18 protein-coding genes are annotated in these 18910 nt (G+C 42.6%); 9 read left to right on the forward strand and 9 right to left on the reverse strand.

Annotated features, from left to right (window positions below):
• Window positions 1-771, forward strand: a 771-nt coding sequence (locus AN389_RS13465) for an MFS transporter (protein ID WP_146258085.1), incomplete at its 5' end; no start/stop codon positions are given.
• A gap of 155 nt (window positions 772-926) precedes the next feature.
• On the opposite strand, the gene astB is transcribed toward AN389_RS13465, so the two are convergent.
• From astB to AN389_RS13480, 3 genes are all read right to left on the reverse strand, one after another.
• On the reverse strand, window positions 927-2273 hold the full coding sequence (gene astB, locus AN389_RS13470) for an N-succinylarginine dihydrolase (protein WP_055018346.1): 1347 nt from the start codon (window positions 2271-2273) through the stop codon (window positions 927-929).
• A gap of 412 nt (window positions 2274-2685) precedes the next feature.
• A complete protein-coding gene (locus AN389_RS13475) occupies window positions 2686-3789 on the reverse strand; it encodes an L-dopachrome tautomerase-related protein (protein WP_055018345.1) in 1104 nt (367 codons plus the stop codon).
• Window positions 3786-4802 (reverse strand): zinc-binding alcohol dehydrogenase family protein, encoded by a 1017-nt coding sequence (locus AN389_RS13480; RefSeq protein ID WP_055018344.1) that lies wholly within the window; start codon window positions 4800-4802, stop codon window positions 3786-3788. The genes AN389_RS13475 and AN389_RS13480 overlap by 4 nt, the downstream gene beginning before the upstream one ends.
• A 113-nt stretch (window positions 4803-4915) precedes the next feature.
• Between AN389_RS13480 and AN389_RS13485 the strand changes: the two genes are divergently transcribed.
• Window positions 4916-5815: a LysR family transcriptional regulator gene (locus AN389_RS13485; protein WP_235575977.1), complete on the forward strand. Its 900-nt coding sequence runs from the start codon at window positions 4916-4918 to the stop codon at window positions 5813-5815.
• On the opposite strand, the gene AN389_RS13490 is transcribed toward AN389_RS13485, so the two are convergent.
• The gene (locus AN389_RS13490) at window positions 5804-6262 is read right to left on the reverse strand and encodes a MarR family winged helix-turn-helix transcriptional regulator (protein WP_055018350.1); all 459 of its coding nucleotides are present in this window, start codon (window positions 6260-6262) and stop codon (window positions 5804-5806) included. The genes AN389_RS13485 and AN389_RS13490 overlap by 12 nt on opposite strands.
• Window positions 6263-6397: 135 nt before the next feature.
• Here AN389_RS13490 and AN389_RS13495 point away from each other — a divergent pair, with 135 nt between their 5' ends.
• The gene (locus tag AN389_RS13495) at window positions 6398-6826 is read left to right on the forward strand and encodes an organic hydroperoxide resistance protein (protein ID WP_055015773.1); all 429 of its coding nucleotides are present in this window, start codon (window positions 6398-6400) and stop codon (window positions 6824-6826) included.
• Between the two features lie 276 nt (window positions 6827-7102).
• On the opposite strand, the gene AN389_RS13500 is transcribed toward AN389_RS13495, so the two are convergent.
• The 3 genes from AN389_RS13500 to AN389_RS13510 all read right to left on the reverse strand — a co-directional run bounded on the left by AN389_RS13500 (window position 7103) and on the right by AN389_RS13510 (window position 10498).
• Window positions 7103-7570 carry a nuclear transport factor 2 family protein gene (locus tag AN389_RS13500; protein WP_055015772.1) on the reverse strand — a complete coding sequence of 156 codons (468 nt, stop codon included), beginning with the start codon at window positions 7568-7570 and terminating at the stop codon, window positions 7103-7105.
• Between the two features lie 89 nt (window positions 7571-7659).
• A complete protein-coding gene (locus AN389_RS13505; RefSeq protein WP_055018343.1) occupies window positions 7660-9795 on the reverse strand; it encodes a pyridoxamine 5'-phosphate oxidase family protein in 2136 nt (711 codons plus the stop codon).
• Window positions 9796-9877: 82 nt separating this feature from the next.
• Window positions 9878-10498: a glutathione S-transferase family protein gene (locus AN389_RS13510; protein WP_055015770.1), complete on the reverse strand. Its 621-nt coding sequence runs from the start codon at window positions 10496-10498 to the stop codon at window positions 9878-9880.
• Window positions 10499-10660: 162 nt separating this feature from the next.
• Between AN389_RS13510 and AN389_RS13515 the strand changes: the two genes are divergently transcribed.
• The 5 genes from AN389_RS13515 (at window position 10661) to AN389_RS13535 (ending at window position 16779) form a co-directional block, all read left to right on the forward strand.
• Complete coding sequence (locus AN389_RS13515) at window positions 10661-11545, forward strand: LysR family transcriptional regulator (RefSeq protein WP_055015769.1); 885 nt, start codon at window positions 10661-10663, stop codon at window positions 11543-11545.
• A 360-nt stretch (window positions 11546-11905) separates the two neighbouring features.
• Window positions 11906-12259, forward strand: coding sequence for a metalloregulator ArsR/SmtB family transcription factor (locus tag AN389_RS13520; RefSeq protein WP_055015768.1), 354 nt, complete (start codon window positions 11906-11908; stop codon window positions 12257-12259).
• A 38-nt stretch (window positions 12260-12297) separates the two neighbouring features.
• Entirely contained in the window at window positions 12298-13308 is a 1011-nt protein-coding gene (locus tag AN389_RS13525) for an ArsJ-associated glyceraldehyde-3-phosphate dehydrogenase (protein ID WP_055018342.1), read from the forward strand.
• A gap of 29 nt (window positions 13309-13337) precedes the next feature.
• Window positions 13338-14561 (forward strand): organoarsenical effux MFS transporter ArsJ, encoded by a 1224-nt coding sequence (gene arsJ / locus AN389_RS13530; protein ID WP_055015766.1) that lies wholly within the window; start codon window positions 13338-13340, stop codon window positions 14559-14561.
• A gap of 97 nt (window positions 14562-14658) precedes the next feature.
• Window positions 14659-16779, forward strand: coding sequence for a methyl-accepting chemotaxis protein (locus tag AN389_RS13535; protein WP_055018341.1), 2121 nt, complete (start codon window positions 14659-14661; stop codon window positions 16777-16779).
• A gap of 93 nt (window positions 16780-16872) precedes the next feature.
• On the opposite strand, the gene AN389_RS13540 is transcribed toward AN389_RS13535, so the two are convergent.
• The gene (locus AN389_RS13540; RefSeq protein ID WP_055015764.1) at window positions 16873-17460 is read right to left on the reverse strand and encodes a TetR/AcrR family transcriptional regulator; all 588 of its coding nucleotides are present in this window, start codon (window positions 17458-17460) and stop codon (window positions 16873-16875) included.
• A gap of 311 nt (window positions 17461-17771) precedes the next feature.
• On the opposite strand from AN389_RS13540, the gene AN389_RS13545 reads away from it, so the two are divergent.
• Window positions 17772-18314, forward strand: a complete 543-nt coding sequence (locus tag AN389_RS13545; RefSeq protein WP_055015763.1) for a carboxymuconolactone decarboxylase family protein — start codon at window positions 17772-17774, stop codon at window positions 18312-18314.
• 60 nt (window positions 18315-18374) lie between these two features.
• Here the strand turns inward: AN389_RS13545 and AN389_RS13550 are convergent, their stop codons facing one another.
• A complete protein-coding gene (locus AN389_RS13550; RefSeq protein WP_055015762.1) occupies window positions 18375-18905 on the reverse strand; it encodes a hypothetical protein in 531 nt (176 codons plus the stop codon).
• Window positions 18906-18910 lie beyond the last annotated feature (5 nt).

Here is an 18910-nt window from a genome sequence, read left to right on the forward strand (position 1 = left end):
GTATTTATGGGCTTGACCATTGCAACCATTGTTGGCGTGCCTATTGTTACCTTGGTGGGGCAAAATCTAAGCTGGCGGTATTGCTTAGGGGGCGCTGCCGTTTTAGCGTTTATTGCATTTATATTTGTGTACAAAGTAGTGCCAAATATTGATAACGCTAAGCCATCTAACTTACTTAACGAGTTTGGCGTACTTAAAAATAAACTGGTGTGGTCTATTTTAGGGATTGTTATTATTGGCTTTGGCGGCGTGTTTTGTATTTATACATACATTGCCGATACCATTTTAGATGTAACTAAAACAGCCCCTTACACTATTTCTATCGCCATGGTGATGTTTGGTATTGGTAGTACATTAGGTAATTACCTATTAGGTAAAGCGGCTGATAAATCTGCCATTAAAACCACCGGCCTTGCACTGGTGTGCACCATTGTATTTGCCATTGCCTACGTTAGCGCAAGTTACAATGTTTGGTTGCTGTATACGGTAATATTTTTAATTGGTTGCAGTGTGGGTTTGGCAACGCTTATTCAATCTTTATTAATGGATGTCGCCCCAGAGGGCCATGCTATGATTGGTGCATTAGTACAATGCGCATTTAACACCGCAAATGCTATTGGCCCTTGGGTTGGCGGGGCTGTTATTGCACAAGGTGCAGCACCTAATCAAACGGGTTATGTTGCAGCTGCGTTGTTTTTAGGCGGCTTGGTAATGTGGTTTTTAAGCTACTTGCAATTAAACCGGCAGCAAGCAACAGCACAAACGTGTTGAATATACGCTTGTATTGACGAACTTATCGTACTGTTACGGTAAAGCGCGTTGCTGATCTTAAAAAGATGCTTAAATACGTATTAGCATTGGCATAAGCCAAATAAAAATAGCGAGCTTCGGCTCGCTATTTTTGCATTAGTTTTACTGACGAGGTATTAACCTTCTAATTGAAAGTCGTACACTGAACCTAAGTTAAGCAATTGGGTTAGTTCATCCAGAGCTTGGTAGCTTTCGGTAAGGAGGGCTGAGTCGGCAAAGTCGTTTGCGCCTAACTTATCGCGGTAATTACGTTTTGCCCAGTCACAAAGCTGAGTGTATTTAGTATCGGTTAAAATAACCTCTGGGTTTACTGCGCTTAGCTCTTGTTGGTTAAGGGCTACGCGTAAACGTAAGCAGGCAGGGCCGCCGCCGTTTTGCATACTTTGGCGCAGGTCAAAAAACTGCACTTGGTTTACTGGGTTATCCGCTAAAATCATTTCTTCAATGTAGGCATTTACAGCACTGTTACGTTGGCACTCTTGTGGCGCTACTAATAGCATTGAGCCATCGTCTAGGCTTACTAATTGGCTATTAAATAAGTAACTGCTTACTGCATCGCTAATGCTTACTTTATCGGTAGGTACTTCAATTATGTATAGCTGTTTGCTGCCGGTGTAGGCATCGCGAATTTCTTGCAGGGCATCGTGTTGGTTTAAAAATGCTTGCTGGTGGCAAAGCAGTACGTTTGCGTTACCTACTGCAATTACATCGTTATGAAACACGCCTTGATCTATAACATCTGGGTTTTGCTGCAGTAAAATTTGGCTCGATTCTTTTAAATTATGTAACCGGCAAATGGCTTCTGAGGCCTCTAATGTTTGCCTTGCAGGAAACTTAGCCGGTTTTGGCAACTGGCTATTAAAGGCACTTGCGCCAAATACAAACATTTCTAAGCCTTGCTCGCCGTGGCTGTCGCAAAGTCGGGTATGGTTAGCCGCGCCTTCGTCGCCAAAAAAGCCCTGAGCAGGCAAATGCGTGTGATGAGCAAAGTAGCTATCGTTATTAAACATAGCTTTTAGTAAGCGGGTAGTTGTAGCAGGCTCTAGCGAGCGGTGAAACTTATTGTTTAAATTAGCTGAGGTAAAATGCACTTTGCCATCGAGGGTGTCAGGCGAGGGTGACACAGTAGCGGCATTGGCGGTCCACATTGCAGAGGCCGAATAACACGCGCGCAATAAAATAGGGTCGGCTTTAAATGCTTTATGAATAACTTGCGAGTCGTTGCCGGTAAAACCTAAGCGGCGTAGTACGTTCAGATCGGGGCGTGCGTGGGGCGCAAACACACCTTGTGTTAAGCCTTTGTCGTGCATGGCTTTCATTTTTTCAAGGCCCTGTAACACAGCTTCTTGCGGGTTTGAAAAACTTGCCGCATTATTTAACGAGGCAACGTTACCATACGATAAACCCGCATAGTTGTGAGTAGGGCCAACTAAGCCATCAAAATTTACTTCTAAGGCGTGCATACACGTTCCAATCATATTGTTTTTAGTAACTTAACAATACAACGCATTGGCTGTGCTTGCAAAGCCTATCAATACGAAGTTTATCGGCTGTAAACTCGCTCTTTGTCGCACGTAGTATGGGTATTACTCGGATCGTTTACCTGCCATACGCTAATGTCTAAACGCCATAATAGGTAAAGGGTGTGGTATAGGTTAGCCATGGTATTTTCCTTGAAAGTTTCACTGAACACATTTGTACTTTGGAAGAATTATGCCAACTGTTAATTGAATATTTTATGAATACAAATCAGGTATTTATTAAACCACTAAAAATAACTTTTAAACGCTTAGCACCACTTTGGGGCTAAAAGGCTTAAAAGTTGCACCAAAAAGCCACGCAGCATGTGCGTGGCTTGGGTTTTATACGCTGTAATTAGCGCCCTACTTTACCTTTTACTAGCGGGTCGAACGACAGCACACTAAATTTTCCTTGGCTGGCATTTTTACCGTCATTTAATACTGGCGAGCGATGTAGCTCATCTACGGTAAAATATATTTTATGATCGGCGCCATAACTAAAGCCATCTGGCCAGCTTAAGCGCTCGTCTTTAAATAATACCTGGTATTTACCGCTTGGTTTTACTACGCCAATTGCGCCGTTGGTTATGTCGGTAACATACACATTGCCGCCGCCATCAATAATAATGCCATCTGAAATGGGTTTAGTGCCGTAACGCATTACTTTACTCTCAAGGGTGCTTGCGCTCAGGCTTTTATTGTTAATATCGCTGGTGGCAATACGGTAAACCGACGTGCCAGACATAGCGCCAAAGTAAAGCCACTGTTCGCTTGGGTCGAGTGTGATTGGGTTTACGCCTAAACGAGCTGGTTGACCGCCTAGTTTCATTGTGCGCCCTTCAATGACCATATCAATGTTTTCGGCTGTGGTGTATGGGCTATTTTGTAATACTCTGCGCGCCTCACCTGTTTTTAAATTTACGGTAATAATAGCGGCTTGGCTGCCTTGTGCGGTATCGGCGATGTATACAACGCCGTGTTTATTATCGATAACTAAATCGTTTAAAAACGAGCTGTCGGTAATGGTGGGTTTAGCTAAATAAATTATTTTATGCAGCTGCTCTTTATTGGTATCCCAACCAACTAAACGCCCAGCATGATCAGGGCCTGATGTATCAAGCATCCATAATACGCCATCGGCAGATACATTTATGCCAAGTACATCGTAAAAGCCTTTACCGTTTTTATACGCGTATGCCCATTCTTTATTAGGGTAGGGTTTAGTGGTGCCATCGCTTAATAGCTCCATAATTTTTTGTTTTTGGCCGTAAAAACCATGTACCGATAAAAACTTACGACCCGATGGGGTAATAGCAATATTACCCGGTGGGTGCTGAGCGTCGAATGTGGCTACTGTTTTTAAATCAGCATTTTGATTAGCGGTATTAGCAAACACACTGCTGGTTAAAAACGCGGTGCTGCAGGCTGCAACTAAAAGTATTTTTTTAATCTGATTCATGCTTCAAAGCCTTCTAAAACAAGTTTACCGCGTGAGGTGTGCGATTCTAAAATTTGGTGCGCTTTATATAAATTAGCGGCGTTAATTGGGCCTAAATTTTGCCCAAGCGTGGTTTTAAGTGTACCTGAGTCTATCAGCTCACTAATTTCATTAAGTAAAGTGTGCTGCGCTGTTATATCGGCAGTTGTAAATAGCGAGCGGGTAAACATAAACTCCCAATGCACCGAAATACACTTACGCTTAAATTTTAAAATATCGAACGATATTGGGTCGTCTATTAGCGCAAATTTACCTTGGGGTTTAATACACTCCACTATTTGATCTTGGTATTGGTCGGTATGGGTTAAGCCAATAACGTAATCAAACTCAGCTAAACCCAGTTCTTTGCGCTGCTCGTTTAAGTTTTTAGAATGATCGAGCACGTGATCGGCTCCTAACTCTTTAAGCCAGGCTACGCTTTGCTCGCGCGATGCAGTACCTACTACGTTTAGCCCAGTAAGCTGCTTGGCAAGCTGTACTAAAATAGAGCCAACGCCACCTGCTGCACCAATGACTAACATAGATTGCTGAGTATTTTGCTTATTTTTAGGCACTTGCAGGCGATCAAACAGCATTTCGTAAGCGGTAATGCTGGTTAGTGGCAGTGCGGCGGCTTGTGCGTCGGTTAATGTTTTAGGCGCACGCCCTACAATACGTTCATCCACTAATTGCAATTGCGCATTACTGCCTTGGCGCGATAAATCGCCGGCGTAAAATACGCGATCCCCCACATTAAATAACGAAACCGACTCGCCAACGGCTTTTACAACGCCTACGCCGTCCCAGCCTAATACCTTGTAGCCTTGCTCTGGCGCTACATTGGCACGTATTTTTGTATCTACAGGGTTTACCGAAATAGCATTAACTTCAATAAGTAGGTCGTGTCCGGTGGCGGTTGGGGTATCAAGCTCAATAGCTTGTATAGAGCTTGCTGTAAGCGTTTTAGTGTTTTTGGTGTAGCCAAATGCTTTCATGTGAATTCCTGATGGTTTTAACCAAGTATTTTTAACTTATAAGCACTATAGCTCAGTTGAAAAATAGAAAAAGACATGAAAAACTAAAGCACTTTCAAATTTTAATTGAAAATATGCGATCATTTAACGATATTCAAACTTTTATAGATGTGGCCAGTTGCGCCAGTATTTCTGAGGCTGCAAGGCAAAACGCGCAAACCCCAGCGGCAGTAAGTGCAGCTATCAAGCGCCTAGAAAAAGATTTAGGGAACGTATTGTTTATTCGCTCTACCCGCAGCTTACGCCTAAGTGTGGCAGGGGAGCAGTTTTTAAGTTACGCCAAAGACTCCCTTTCGCTTATTCAACAAGGGGTAGCTGCAGTACAAACCGCAGTAGGCGAAGTAACAGGAACGCTACAGGTATCGGCCCCGTGCGATTTAGGGCGCAATAAACTAAGTGAATGGCTTAATGAGTTTTTAGCACACTACCCGCATGTAAAACTTAAGCTGCACTTAAGTGACGAAGTAAGCGACATTTACAGCCAATCAATTGATATTGCACTGCGCTTTGGTGTACCAAAAGATTCGCAGTTAATTGCAGCGCCACTTTTTTTAAATAATGCGCGTATTTTAGTTGCCTCTCCTGAATATGTAGCAAACAATGGATTGCTTACACATCCACTTAACTTAACGCAGCACACCACCATTACGTTTATGCGCTTTGGCGAAGTGTTTAAAGAATGGCGATTTTATAAAAATGGCGCAGTGCAAAAAGTGCAGCTAAATTGCCAACACATAGTTAACGATGGCGAAATGGTTAGACGATGGGCGCTAGAGGGCAAAGGCATTGCGTATAAGTCGTACTTAGATGTTATTGATGATTTAGCAAGTGGGCAGCTCGTTCATTTATGCCCCGAGTGGCAAAGCGATCCGCTACCGCTTTATATGATGTACGCCGACCGGCGACAAATGACCCCGGTGATCAGCGCATTTAGGGCGTTTATTCAACAAAAAATAACCGCGTTAGTTGGCTAACTCATCATCGTTTTTAGTTGTTAAATCGCTTATTACTAAATCAAGTAGCTGCATAAGCTGTTTAGCTTGTGTGGGGTCTACACTTTCAAACTTACATAATATATTTTTTGGAATATCAGCGGCTTCGTTTTTAAGGGCTTGCCCACGTTGGGTAAGCTGAATTAGACGTTTACGCTTGTCGTGTTCGTCTTTAATAACAGCCAGCAGACACTTTTCGGTCATTTTTTTGAGTATTTGGGTCATAGCGCCGCCATCAATAGCGGTTTTATCTATTAGCTGCGCAATGGTTACTTCATCTTGCTCCCACAGTGCCATCATTACTACATACTGCGGATACGTTAAATTAAGTGCAGCTAAAGGCTCACGGTAAGCGCGTGCAATGCTATTTGATGCCATATATAGCCTATGACACAGCTGATTTTTTAATTTTAATTGCTCAAACGACATACCTAACTCCCAACGTGTTAATACCTTTAACTCAAAAAACATTTTAATTTGCATGCAAAGTATTTGCAATCTCTAATTACTTGCCCTATTATTTTGCGTGCAAAATAAATTAATTGATAAACTTTGGAGTTCACTATGAATGTATTACAAAACGTTGCCTACACAGCAAAAGCAACTGCAACCGGTGGCCGTGAAGGTGTAGCTAAATCAGACGATGGCCGTTTAAATGTAAACTTATCAACCCCAAAAGGGCTAGGTGGCGATGATGGACAAGGCACAAACCCAGAGCAATTATTTGCAGCTGGTTACGCAGCGTGTTTTATTGGCGCACTAAAATTTGTAGCCGGTAGCGAAAAAATTGATTTACCAAGTGATACGCATATTAACTCTGAAGTTTCTATTGGCGCGATTGAGGGCGGTTTTGGCATTGCAGTTAAATTAGCAGTATCGCTCGGTGATATGGATAAAGCAGCAGCGCAAGAGCTTGTAAATAAAGCACACCAAGTATGCCCATACTCAAACGCTACACGCGGCAACATTGAAGTAGAGCTTTCGGTTATTTAATTAACTGATTACTTAGCATTGTAATAGCCCAGTGGTTTGCCACTGGGCTTTTTTGTAAGCAAAGTTTATTAAATAGCTTTATAAATACATGAAAACAGCATGATTAAATTAACCCATGTACCAGCAATTGACACAGTTGTATTTGTCATTGCAGTGATTAAGTAAGCAGCTCTTTAATGCTGAAAAATGTTGGGAGGATGAAAAGGGTTAAGGCGTTCTGCAAGAACGCCTATAGAAGGCTGGCTTTATAGTCTGTATCGCCATTATCGGGTGTGCTTACAACCCTAATTCCGATAACCCTGGGTGATCGTCGGGGCGGCGCCCTTGTGGCCAGTGGAATTTGCGCTCTGATTCTTTGATGGGTAAGTCGTTGATGCAAGCGAAGCGGCTTTGCATTAAACCATTTTCATCGAATTCCCAGTTTTCGTTGCCGTAGGAGCGAAACCAGTTGCCGCTGTCGTCGTGCCACTCATACGCGTAACGCACGGCTATACGATTTTCAGTGAAAGCCCATAACTCTTTTATCAGCCTATATTCAAATTCTTTTTCCCATTTTCCTGTTAAAAATTCTGCGGCTTCTTCGCGGCTGTTCACGAAAGAGCTGCGATTACGCCATTTGGTATCCACTGTATAAGCAAGTGATACCTTTTCAGCGTTACGGCTGTTCCAGCCATCTTCTGCTAGGCGCACTTTTTCGATGGCGCTTTCGCGGGTAAAAGGGGGCAGTGGTGGGCGTGTACTCATGTTTAAATCCTCTTTGGGTAAAGTAACGTTGAAAAACTTGTATAGGTTTCATCAATAAGTGACTTTGAATATTAGCCTGATTAATTGAGCTACAAATCTAATATAACAATGTCGGAATCTTTCGCTGGCACCGCGCAGCATAACAATACGTCTGATGGGTCAATATATGCACTTGGCTTGGTGCGATACGTTACAGCACCACTTTTTAGTTTAACCGTACACGATCCACATTGGCCGTTGCGGCAACTGTATGGTGGCGTAAGCCCTTTGCTTTCGGCCACCTCTAGCAAGGAGCTATCACCTTTATTCCAGCTTTGTTCAATACCTGAGTGGGCAAACTTTACCACAGCAGATTCAGCCTCTAGCTCAGCGTGTTTGCTGGTATCTGCTGATTGGCGTGCTAAAGACGACGGCCCAAACGCTTCGGCATGAATATCTTCATCTTTTACCCCAATACCAATCAGTAAGTCATACATACTTTGCATAAAACCTTGGGGGCCACACAGATAAAAGTCTTTGTCGAACAGCGATGGGAAATCGATGTTATGCTCTGTGGCTATTGCATTAAGTACGTCCATTACCAAGTTTTGGCTAATTCGCCCTTGGGAAGTGTAGTCGTTCGACACAAGAGCGTTTTGCGTTTGATTGCTGTGCGCTTGACTTAATACAGAATAATACTGAATACGCCCAGCGCTGCGCTTTGCAATGTTGCTCAGCTCTGCATAAAAAGCGCGTTGCTCACTATTTTTTGCGGCTTGAATTACTGCCATTGGGCGGATATAGCGAGTGCGAATACCTTCATTAAGTGCATCATTTGCCATGGCCACCATTGGTGTAATGCCCACACCCGCACCTATTAAAATGGCTGGGCGCTGTTGTGTGTTATCGATAAAGAAATGGCCGCTTGGTGCTTTAATCTGTATTTCACTGCCAATCGATATTCGAGAATGCAAGGTACTTGATACCAGACCATACTCTTCACGTTTTACTGAAATACGGTAACCACTTTGCGATGGGGCACTGGATACAGTGTAATTGCGCACAAGCCAGTTTTCAGTATTTTTCTGCTTAATACGCAGGGTTAAGTGTTGCCCTGGGGAAAATGGCAGTACGGGAGAATCATCTTTTGGCTGCAAGTAAAATGAGCGGATTGTACTACTCTCGTCTTCGATTTTACTGACGGTAAATGCGCGCCACTGGTTGCGTTTAGCTTGTGCTTTAACGATTGCTTCTGCCTGTGACCAAGTACCCGTTGCCTCAGAATTGGGGGAGTAGCTATCGAATTGAGCGCGAAATGGAAGTGCCGCTTTTAATGTCAGCCCTTGGGTTAGGGTAAATTGCCAGCCGCGCTGAGCACCTTGAAACCCTTTAATTATCGGTGAGTCACTCGCCAGCAAGGTAACTGTGCCGGTTAACATAAAAACATCGCCGCTGGTAAAATCAATAAACAGTAAACCCGCTTTGGGGTTTAACAGGAAATTACCCAGCGTATTGAAGAAGTTATTCCCTGCATAATCAGGAATGGTGAGGGTGTTTTCGTCAACCTTTATAAAACCTGGCATGCCACCACGGTGTGACACATCAACCCCCATAGTATTATGGGCAGATACCTGGCGATTTACTTTGTTTGCAGGTTCGTGATCCGCAGAACTGGCAACAAAAAACGTATCCGCTTGGCAGATGAAGGTCTTTAGGGCATCTCCTAACTCAAAAAACGTTTCAGCGCGCGGGGCCTTGTATGGCGCATCTGGCGAACGGATAAAGTGAAGGTCGCGAGTTTGAATATACTGCGGACAATTGCCAAAAGATTGCTCAACTTCTAGGGTAAATTGGTGACTCGCTGCGCTAGTAACACAAGCGTTGACGCGGTTTCTACGCCGGGTCGGCATTTCTAACCCCAATAAACCCAATCGAGCACCTTGTGTGATTGCTGCGGCTAATGGATCACCTGATAAAATTGGGGTGTTTACTGTGAGTTGAGTTGGGGAAGGGGACTGCACGAAGCCCGGCTTTCCAGGCAAAATTGACGCCCAAAGTTGCCCCTTATCTGATGTACTACCCAGCACCATAAACGGCAGTTGTTGGAAAAACTGCCTATGCTGATCTGGCATGTATGGGCGGATTGCGCGACGGCCAATATTGTCCATCTGCTCCAGAGCACCTACACTGGCTTGCAACTGACGTTCACCATCGTGAAATGGAGCATAGTGATTGCTTGGTTCCATGGGGCCTCCAATACGGGTAAGTTAATTTGCTTGATTGGTATGACTGGGCTTAGCACCCAGTCAAAAAAGGTAAGTCAATAGGTTAGGCAACGAGACCTGCTTTAGTCGTTGCCATTGGCTTAAACCCATCTAGTGCTTCTACATTTGCTAAAAAGCGACGAACATTTGGGTACTCAGCCAAGGACACATTACCCTCTGGAGCATGGGCTGTGTACGTATAAATAGCGATATCGGCTATGCTCGGGCTATCTCCTACCAAAAACGCTCTATCCTCTAAATGTGCATCCAGTTTTTTCAACACGTTGTGGGCTGTAGCAATCGCAAAGTCAGCATCCAAGGTTGCGTTGAACACGGTAACTAAGCGTGCATTGCACGGGCCAAAAGCAATTTCTCCAGCCGCCAATGACAAGAACTTTTGCACTTGGGCTTCAAGCACGGCATCGGTAGGTAAATAGTTCGGCGCGTATTTACGTGCTAGGTAAACCAGAATGGCATTTGAATCACTGATAACCGTGTCACCGTCTTCTAATACGGGTACTTGACCCGCAGGGTTTAGGGCTAGAAAGGGGGCTTTTTTGTGCTCGCCTTTGGCTAAGTCAACATTGATTACTTGGTGGGCGATACCAGCGATGTTCGCAAATAACTCGACACGCTGAGCGTGGCCTGAAAGTGGGAACGAATGAATTTTGACTGCATTTGACATAATAGATCCTCTGTTAAGTATAAGGTTAACTGGCCTTGTTTGGGCTTACATTTGCGTTCGAACAAATAATAGGCGCCGAATTTCTTGTGAACAATACATTGATTTATAGAAATACTATGTACAATATGTTCATAAAGTGATTGGGATATTAAACGAGGTTTTATGGATACCATTGACGGCATGCGCACCTTTATTGCGGTAGCTAAACAAAAATCGTTCACCGCGGGGGCTAAACAATTGGGCATTAGCACTAAGCTAGCAAGTAAATATATTGGTCAGTTAGAGGAAAAGCACGGCGCATTGTTATTTCACCGTACTACGCGCACTGTTACCTTGACTGAAACGGGGAAGGCATACTTTGCACGATGTGTACCTTTGTTGGAACAATTTGAAGAGCTAGAAGATGTCATTCAACATAGGCAGTCTGATCTGTCTGGCACGGTTCGCTTAACCGCACCTACCGCATTTGGCAGTACTAAATTAGTTGATGCACTGGCCCCATTTTTAGCCCAGCATCCGAAAATTAATGTTGAGCTGAACCTGTCTGATCAGTATGTGGCTATCATCGATGAAGGTGTGGATGTTGCTGTGAGGTTTGGACCGTTGAAGGATTCAACGCTGATCGCAAAAAAATTGATGGATATGCGTATTGTTTTTTTTGCCTCTCCTGAGTATTTAAAGCGCAATGGCAAACCAAGCCATCCCAGTGCGCTGGCGACACACAATTGCTTATTACAAACTTCTCAAAACGACCCTGAAAACTGGAAGTTCAGGGAAGATGGCAATATGTTCACTGTTAATGTTAGCGGCGATTTTGCATCTAACTCCCCCAGAGCAGTAACCCACATGGCTTCTCAAGGGCTGGGAATAGGCATGGGCCCACAATACGTGACAGAGCCTTACGTAAAAGACGGTTCATTGCAGTTACTGTTCGAACCCTACGAAGCAAGCATATTGGAATTAAACGCAGTGTATGCTTCAAATCGCCACTTACCGGCAAGAATACGAGCATTACTTGATCATCTTGCGCTTTCTTTTGCAACTTAGTGGTAATTACCTCAATAGCTACTGTGCAGGCACAATATATAATGTATCTGCTTATTGATTTAGACTTTGCTTATGAAGTAGATCAAAGCGTAGGGCATCTTTTTATCGCACAGACCTGCGTAAATACCTTGTTAGCATAAGGCTTTAAATGGCGCAGCGATAAAGCACACCAAGTATGCCCATACAAAAACGCTACAAAAGCCCAGTGGTTTGCCACTGGGCTTTTTGTGCGCTGCAATTTACTAGAGATCACATTAATTGAAGCGGGCTTTTAAATAAATATACGGAAAATCGTATATTCAATATTTCATATATTCTTGTTTTGTTTTATTGTATGCACACTAACTAAACGAGGATGCTATGGAACAACTCAACCCACTTCAATTTTACAAATGCTTAGCCGACGATACGCGCTTAAAAGCCATGTTATTAATTAGCCATGAGCAAGAGCTATGTGTGTGTGAGCTTGTTGCCGCGCTTGAACTTAGCCAACCTAAAGTGTCGCGCCATTTAGCGCAGCTTAGGCAATGTGGCTTATTAAGCGGCCGTAAGCAAAATCAATGGGTTTACTACAGCATTAACAAAGCCTTGCCTGAGTGGGCTATTAGCGTACTAACACAAACACGAAACGAAAATTCTGCATTTTTTAGCGATGATTTAAATCGACTCAATGCAATGGGTAATCGCCCAGAGCGTGCAGCAATCTGCTGTTAATTAAACACATTGGTTTAACTTTACTAAAGGTATTTATTATGACAATTAAAGTAGGTATTAACGGCTTTGGCCGCATGGGACGTTTAACACTGCGCGCAGCATTAGAATGGCCAGAAGTAGAATTTATTAAAGTAAACGATGTTGCAGGCGATGCTAAAACACATGCTCATTTATTAGAGTTTGACTCAGTACACGGGCGTTTAGCACACAGCGTTACAGCAAACGAAAATAGCTTTAGTGTGGGCAAACACACTATTGCCGTTACCAATAACAAAACCATTAGTGATACCAATTGGTCTGATTGCGATGTAGTAATAGAAGCCAGCGGTAAAATGAAAACCACTGAACTGTTAAACCAATATTTAGCACAAGGTGTTAAGCGCGTTGTAGTAACCGCACCAGTAAAAGAAAACGGCATTTTAAATGTGGTTATGGGGGTTAACGATAATTTGTATAACCCAGATGAGCACAAAATTGTGACTGCGGCGTCGTGTACGACTAACTGTTTAGCGCCTATTGTAAAAGTACTACAAGAAAAAGTAGGCATTAAACACGGCTCAATGACCACTATTCACGATATTACCAATACCCAAACGATTATTGATGCGCCACATAAAGATTTACGCCGTGCCCGTTCGTGCGGGACAAGTTTAATACCTACCACAACAGGTAGTGCAACTGCCATTACGCATATATTCCCTGAGCTAAAAGGTAAGTTAAATGGCCATGCCGTGCGCGTACCTTTAACTAACGCATCCATTACCGACTGTGTATTTGAGCTTGAGCGTGGTGTAACTGCCGCTGAGGTTAACGAATGGTTTGCTCAGGCATCTAAAAACGAGCTTGCAGGTGTATTAGGTTACGAAGAAAAACCGCTGGTCTCGATTGATTACAAAACCGATCCACGCAGTAGCATTATTGATGCGCTCTCTACCATGGTTATTAATAATACCCAGCTTAAATTATACGCTTGGTACGATAACGAATGGGGCTACGCTAATCGTACCGCCGAGCTTATGCTAAAAGTTGCTAAAAGCGATTTGGTTTAACCATTTATAAGGTTTTAAGGGCGTAAACCATGTTTGAGCAACTTGCTAATTTACCTACAGCAATAAAACAGTATTTAATTATAACCGGTAATTACTGGGCATTTACCTTAACCGATGGCGCACTACGTATGCTGGTGGTGCTGCATTTTCATCAGTTAGGGTATGGTGCGCTGGCTATTGCCATGCTGTTTTTGTTTTACGAAATTTTTGGTGTGATCACCAATTTAGTGGGCGGTTGGCTTGGGGCTCATTTAGGCCTTAATAAAACCATGAACTTTGGCTTGGCGCTGCAAATAATAGCCCTTGCCATGTTATGCGCGCCAAGTGAGTGGCTCACAGTGGCTTATGTTATGGCAGCACAAGCGCTTAGTGGCATAGCCAAAGATTTAAATAAAATGAGCGCCAAAAGTGCCATTAAACACTTAGTGCCCGAGGGAGAAAGCGGACAAGGCCAGCTTTATAAATGGGTGGCTATTTTAACAGGCTCAAAAAATGCGTTAAAAGGGGTCGGCTTCTTTTTAGGTGGTTTACTCCTTACGGTATTGGGTTTTGTAGGTGCTTTGAAGGCGCTTATTCTACTACTTACTATTGCGTGGATTATTAGCGTTGTATTTTTAAAAGGCGACATGGGCAAGGCTAAAAATAAGCCCAAGTTTAAAGAGCTATTTTCTAAATCCCGTGCAATAAATTTATTAAGCGCAGCACGGTTATGTTTGTTTGCCGCGCGTGATGTTTGGTTTGTAGTGGCTTTACCAATTTATTTAGCTCAGCAGTTTAATTGGAACTTTTGGTGGGTTAGTGGCTTTATGGCACTTTGGGTTATTGGTTATGGCGGCGTGCAATCGCAAGCGCCGCGTATTACCGGCACCAGTAATTCAAGTGTTGATACCGTTAAACATGCCTATTTATGGGTGTTGCTGCTAAGTGGTGTAACCGCACTATTAGCACTATTTATGCAACTTGAGGTGGCCGTTCATGCCACGCTGATTATAGGTTTGCTTATTTTTGGCGGTGTATTTGCTGTTAACTCCTCAGTGCATAGCTACTTAATTGTCAGCTTTGCTAAAAGCGATGGTGTATCGCTTGATGTTGGCTTTTATTATATGGCCAATGCAATGGGCCGTTTGCTAGGCACGGTGCTTTCGGGGTGGGTATTTCAGGTTTATGGTTTTGTAGCATGTTTATGGGCAAGTGTAATTTTGCTTATTTTGGCCTCTATAGCCACGGCCTTTTTAACCAAAAATAAAAGCTAAACGTTTGTATTAGTTTTTATTTTCGTAACGATTTTAATAGCTTCATTTTCAAGATCTACTAAACTGTAGCGGTAGTTTTAATTAAAGGGCAATTTAAGTGCAAGAAATCTCGTTAGCAAAAAAGCTGTTGTGGATAACCGTCGGTAGTACATTTTTAACAGTGCTGGTTCTCTCTGGCGTATTGTGGTGGCAAATGTCATCAAACAGTGAAGCGCTCGCAAAAGAATCTGAAGATTATATAGTGGCTGAGGTTGAGCAAAAGCTTAATGCAAATGCGGCTGCTTACGGTGAAAAAATAGCTGGGTTTATAAATGAAGCTTACCGAGTGCCTAATTCTTTAGCCGCATTGCTTGGTGATGCAGCTAAAACTCAAACGCTAAATCGCGATACTGTGGTGAACATTAATCGCTCTATTTTAGAGAAGAATCAATTTTTATCGTCTATTTATTCGCAGTTTGAAGCTAACGCATTTGATGGGCAAGACGCGCAATTTACACAAGGTTTTAAACACTCTGTTAATGGCGATGGTACGTTAGAAGTGTATATAACGCGCGACCAAAACGGCAATATTGAGCAACAAAAAGTAGCTAATGCCGCTGATAAATATTTAACATCGTTAAACGAGTTTGGTATTCGCGAGGCCCACTGGTACTTGTGTGCAAAAGACACATTAAAGCCTTGTATTATGGAACCGTACCTTTACGAAATCCCCTCTGGCGACTCTGTTATGCTTACTTCATTAACGGTGCCAATTATTAAATCAGGCCGCTTTATTGGTTTAGCGGGTGTTGATTTAACGCTACCTACTTTTCAGGGCTTAACCGAAAAACTCTCGAGCGAACTTTATAACGGCCAAGCAAAAGTAACACTTTTAAGTGACATAGGTTTAATTGTAGGCAGCAGTCATTATAAATCTAAATTAGGGCGCCCATTTAAAGAAGCAGTTAGTAGCAATACTTACAGTGAGCTGGTTAAATTTAAAGGGCAACATGGCCTCTTTAAAACACCTAGCGAGTATTTAGTTAACTACCCAATTAACATTAAACTGGCTAACACTCAGTGGAGCCTACTTATTGAAGTGCCAAGTAATTTAGCGCTGGAAGGGCCTAATGCGTTAGCAAAAAATATGAGCGACTCGGCAAACCAGTTAGGTTTAGTTATTTTAATAACGGGCGGTGTGATAGCTGTAATTGCCTTTATTATTATGAAAATAGTAGTAAGTAGCGTGGTTGCACCGCTTGAGCAAATCCAACAACGTGTTGATAACCTTGCCAGCTCAGAAGGTGACTTAACGCATACACTGCATGTTGACACCCACGCAGAGCTAATAGCGCTTGCGGGTGGTTTTAATGCCTTTTTAGCTAAACTGCGTGGCTTAATTGCAGAGCTTAAAGATGTTTCATCTCAAACTAAGCAGCAAGGCGAAATAGCACAGCATATTGCTATTGATACAAAACATAACGTGCAATCGCAATTTCAAGAAATTGAAAGCGTAGTAACGGCCATGAACGAAATGAGCGCCACCGCACTTGAGGTGGCCAGAGCCTCTGAGCAATCTGCTCAACAAGCGGATGAAATAAATGGTTTAGTGGTAAGTAGTGAGTCGAGCTTATCATCGGCTATGAGCCAAGTTAAAACCATGTCTGAAGAAATAAAAGAAGCCAACCAAGCGGTTGAAAAAGTGGCGTCGCGTAGTAAAGATATTACGCAAATTTTAGATGTGATCAGAACCATTTCAGAGCAAACAAACTTACTTGCACTTAACGCCGCCATTGAAGCCGCACGTGCGGGCGAGCATGGTCGTGGCTTTGCAGTGGTTGCCGATGAAGTGCGTGCACTTGCTTCTAAAACACGTTCATCTACCGATGATATTAGCCAACTTATCGATAGTTTACTATCTGAAGTAGGTAACGCATCAACCGTGATTGAAAATGGTGTTATACGTGCTGAGAGTGCTGTAAACGAAACCTCAGTAGCGTTTGATGCGCTGCATAGTGTTGTAGTAAAAGTGGATGAAATTACAAATCAAATTACCCACATTGCCACCGCAGCGGAGGAACAAAGCCTAGTAACAGAAGAAATAAACCGTAACCTTACGCTTATTTCTGATGCCGCATCGCAGCTTGCTGACTTATCTACCCAAGCGGGAGACAGCAGTGAAGCACTTAATGCATTGGTAGCGCAACAAGATAGCGAGCTCAATAAACTTAAAACATAAGTGAAGTTTGTTCTAAAAAATAAAAAAGCGGCTAATTCGTGCGAATTAGCCGCTTTTTTTAGTTGAGACTTTAGCAGTGAGTAATGCGAAAAGTTATAGCTTTTTGATCAAGGTAAACATTTGGTCGATCATCGGCTGCGCTAATTGATCAACGCCTGGGCGGTTAAAATAGCCACGTAGCCCAGTAAACTGCACCTGAAAAAACTGCGCATATTCAAGAGCCGTAAGGTTACTGCTCAGCTCATTATTTTTAATAGCTTGAGCAAACAAGCTGGTTAGATAGGCTTCAAACTTTGCCGATAAGTCTAAACTCAGCTCATATAATGAGGCATCTTTTTCTGCAAATTCACTGTTTGCTTTTACCAACATACAAATAGCACTTGGGCTACAGTCTTTGGTTTTAATAATTACGTTTTCTACAAACGCACGTAAACCACCTAAAACAGAGTCAGAGCTTGCTAAAAACCCATCAATTTGGCTTTTCATTTGTACTGTGTAGTCTTTTAAAGACTCGCTGTATAAGCCTTCTTTAGAGCCAAACGCCGCATATATACTGCCAGGGCGCATGTTAATAGCTTCTTGTAAATCGCGGGTTGAGGTGGCGTTAAACCCCTTTTCCCAAAACAATTGGCTTGCAACGCGAATTACATTATCGCGCTCAAATTTAACTTTGTTAGCCATTTTAATCTCAACTATTTTGAACGTATGCTCAATTTTAACTTGAACAGTCGCTCAAAATCAAATAGTATGTGTCTCGAAGTTATTTAACCTGAACTCTGGTTAAGAGATTTACTAACATATTTCTTCATGATGATATTAAACGTTATTTTCTCTAGCCAGAGGTTTTTAGTGAAAACAAGGCGAATTTACGCGTCAATAGCTAGCCTATTGCAAGTAAATTCAACGCAGTTATCGCTGAAAATAGCTGTTAGAGATAGATTTATTATCCAGAGTTCAGGTTACTCAAACACATTAATTTATTGGAGCAGAACATGGCAGAATTTACGTTATATACCCAAGACAACGCACCTGAAGAATCAAAATCGCTTATGGCTGATTCAGTAGCCGCATTTGGCATGCTGCCTAACCTTCACGCAGTAATGGCAGAGGCGCCTACGTTACTTAAAGGCTACCAAGTACTGCATGAGCTATTTCAAAAAACGTCGTTTAACGCAGAAGAGTTAACTGTGGTATGGCAAACAATTAACGTTGAGCACGAGTGTCATTACTGTGTACCAGCGCACAGCGCAATTGCCGCTTCAATGAAAGTTGACCAAGATATTGTAGATGCACTAGTAAACAAAACACCACTAGCAGATGCAAAACTTGAAACTTTGCGTGAGACTACACTTGCAATGACACGTGATCGCGGCGTAATTAGCGATGAGCAAATTGAGAAATTTTTTGCAGCAGGTTACGGTAAACAGCAACTACTAGAAATTATTGTTGGTTTATCGCAAAAAGTAATGAGCAACTACACTAACCACCTTGCTGATACACCCGTTGATGAACCATTTAAAAAGTTTGCTAAATAATAGCGGTTTTATAAATGACAAAGGCAGCCTGAGCTGCCTTTTTGTGTTTTAAATACAACGTTATTTAAATTTAACGGCTTTAGTGCTGCGTGTGTAAGTACGTTGCTCAGGTTTAGTCCATTCACCCTTTTTTAAATAAGACGTTGAAACAACAAACGCATCGTTTTTTAGCTCGCTTATCGAGCGTACTTTAGTAATGCCTTCTTTACTGCCAGTTACCTCTTCATACGCAACAAATTGGGTAGGGCTGAGCACTTTCATGGTGCCTTTTGTGTAAAAACCTGCGGTAGTGAAATAGTAAAACACCAACGACTCTTTCTTACTGTCGTAAAAAATCATCGACTCACCACCATATTCACCTTCATTAATAGAGTGCTTGGTATGTATCGCTTTACCATTTAATGCTCGCTCCCATCGACCAATATCTTGTACTGGTTTGGCTCCCTCAGGCACTTTAAAATCGGCCTGCCAAGTACCTAAATAAGGTTTAAATACAGCGAGTTCTTTATCAAGGTTACTTGGGGTATCAGCGGCGTAACTATTAAAGACGTATAAGCATAATACTAAAAATAGGGCTTTAAAGTATGTCATAATTT

The sequence above is a fragment of the Pseudoalteromonas sp. P1-7a genome (assembly GCF_001401855.1).
Taxonomy (GTDB): domain Bacteria; phylum Pseudomonadota; class Gammaproteobacteria; order Enterobacterales; family Alteromonadaceae; genus Pseudoalteromonas.

Excerpts from the sequence above, each read along its gene's own strand:
- AN389_RS13480 (WP_055018344.1), bottom strand. The coding sequence starts at position 4,802 with ATGAAAGCATTTGGCTACACCAAAAACACTAAAACGCTTACAGCAAGC.
- AN389_RS13495 (WP_055015773.1), top strand. The coding sequence starts at position 6,398 with ATGAATGTATTACAAAACGTTGCCTACACAGCAAAAGCAACTGCAACC.
- AN389_RS13520 (WP_055015768.1), top strand. The coding sequence starts at position 11,906 with ATGGAACAACTCAACCCACTTCAATTTTACAAATGCTTAGCCGACGAT.
- AN389_RS13550 (WP_055015762.1), bottom strand. The coding sequence starts at position 18,905 with ATGACATACTTTAAAGCCCTATTTTTAGTATTATGCTTATACGTCTTT.
- AN389_RS13510 (WP_055015770.1), bottom strand. The coding sequence starts at position 10,498 with ATGTCAAATGCAGTCAAAATTCATTCGTTCCCACTTTCAGGCCACGCT.
- AN389_RS13500 (WP_055015772.1), bottom strand. The coding sequence starts at position 7,570 with ATGAGTACACGCCCACCACTGCCCCCTTTTACCCGCGAAAGCGCCATC.
- arsJ (WP_055015766.1), top strand. The coding sequence starts at position 13,338 with ATGTTTGAGCAACTTGCTAATTTACCTACAGCAATAAAACAGTATTTA.
- AN389_RS13540 (WP_055015764.1), bottom strand. The coding sequence starts at position 17,460 with ATGGCTAACAAAGTTAAATTTGAGCGCGATAATGTAATTCGCGTTGCA.
- AN389_RS13505 (WP_055018343.1), bottom strand. The coding sequence starts at position 9,795 with ATGGAACCAAGCAATCACTATGCTCCATTTCACGATGGTGAACGTCAG.
- astB (WP_055018346.1), bottom strand. The coding sequence starts at position 2,273 with ATGCACGCCTTAGAAGTAAATTTTGATGGCTTAGTTGGCCCTACTCAC.
- AN389_RS13515 (WP_055015769.1), top strand. The coding sequence starts at position 10,661 with ATGGATACCATTGACGGCATGCGCACCTTTATTGCGGTAGCTAAACAA.
- AN389_RS13485 (WP_235575977.1), top strand. The coding sequence starts at position 4,916 with ATGCGATCATTTAACGATATTCAAACTTTTATAGATGTGGCCAGTTGC.
- AN389_RS13490 (WP_055018350.1), bottom strand. The coding sequence starts at position 6,262 with ATGTCGTTTGAGCAATTAAAATTAAAAAATCAGCTGTGTCATAGGCTA.
- AN389_RS13525 (WP_055018342.1), top strand. The coding sequence starts at position 12,298 with ATGACAATTAAAGTAGGTATTAACGGCTTTGGCCGCATGGGACGTTTA.
- AN389_RS13545 (WP_055015763.1), top strand. The coding sequence starts at position 17,772 with ATGGCAGAATTTACGTTATATACCCAAGACAACGCACCTGAAGAATCA.
- AN389_RS13475 (WP_055018345.1), bottom strand. The coding sequence starts at position 3,789 with ATGAATCAGATTAAAAAAATACTTTTAGTTGCAGCCTGCAGCACCGCG.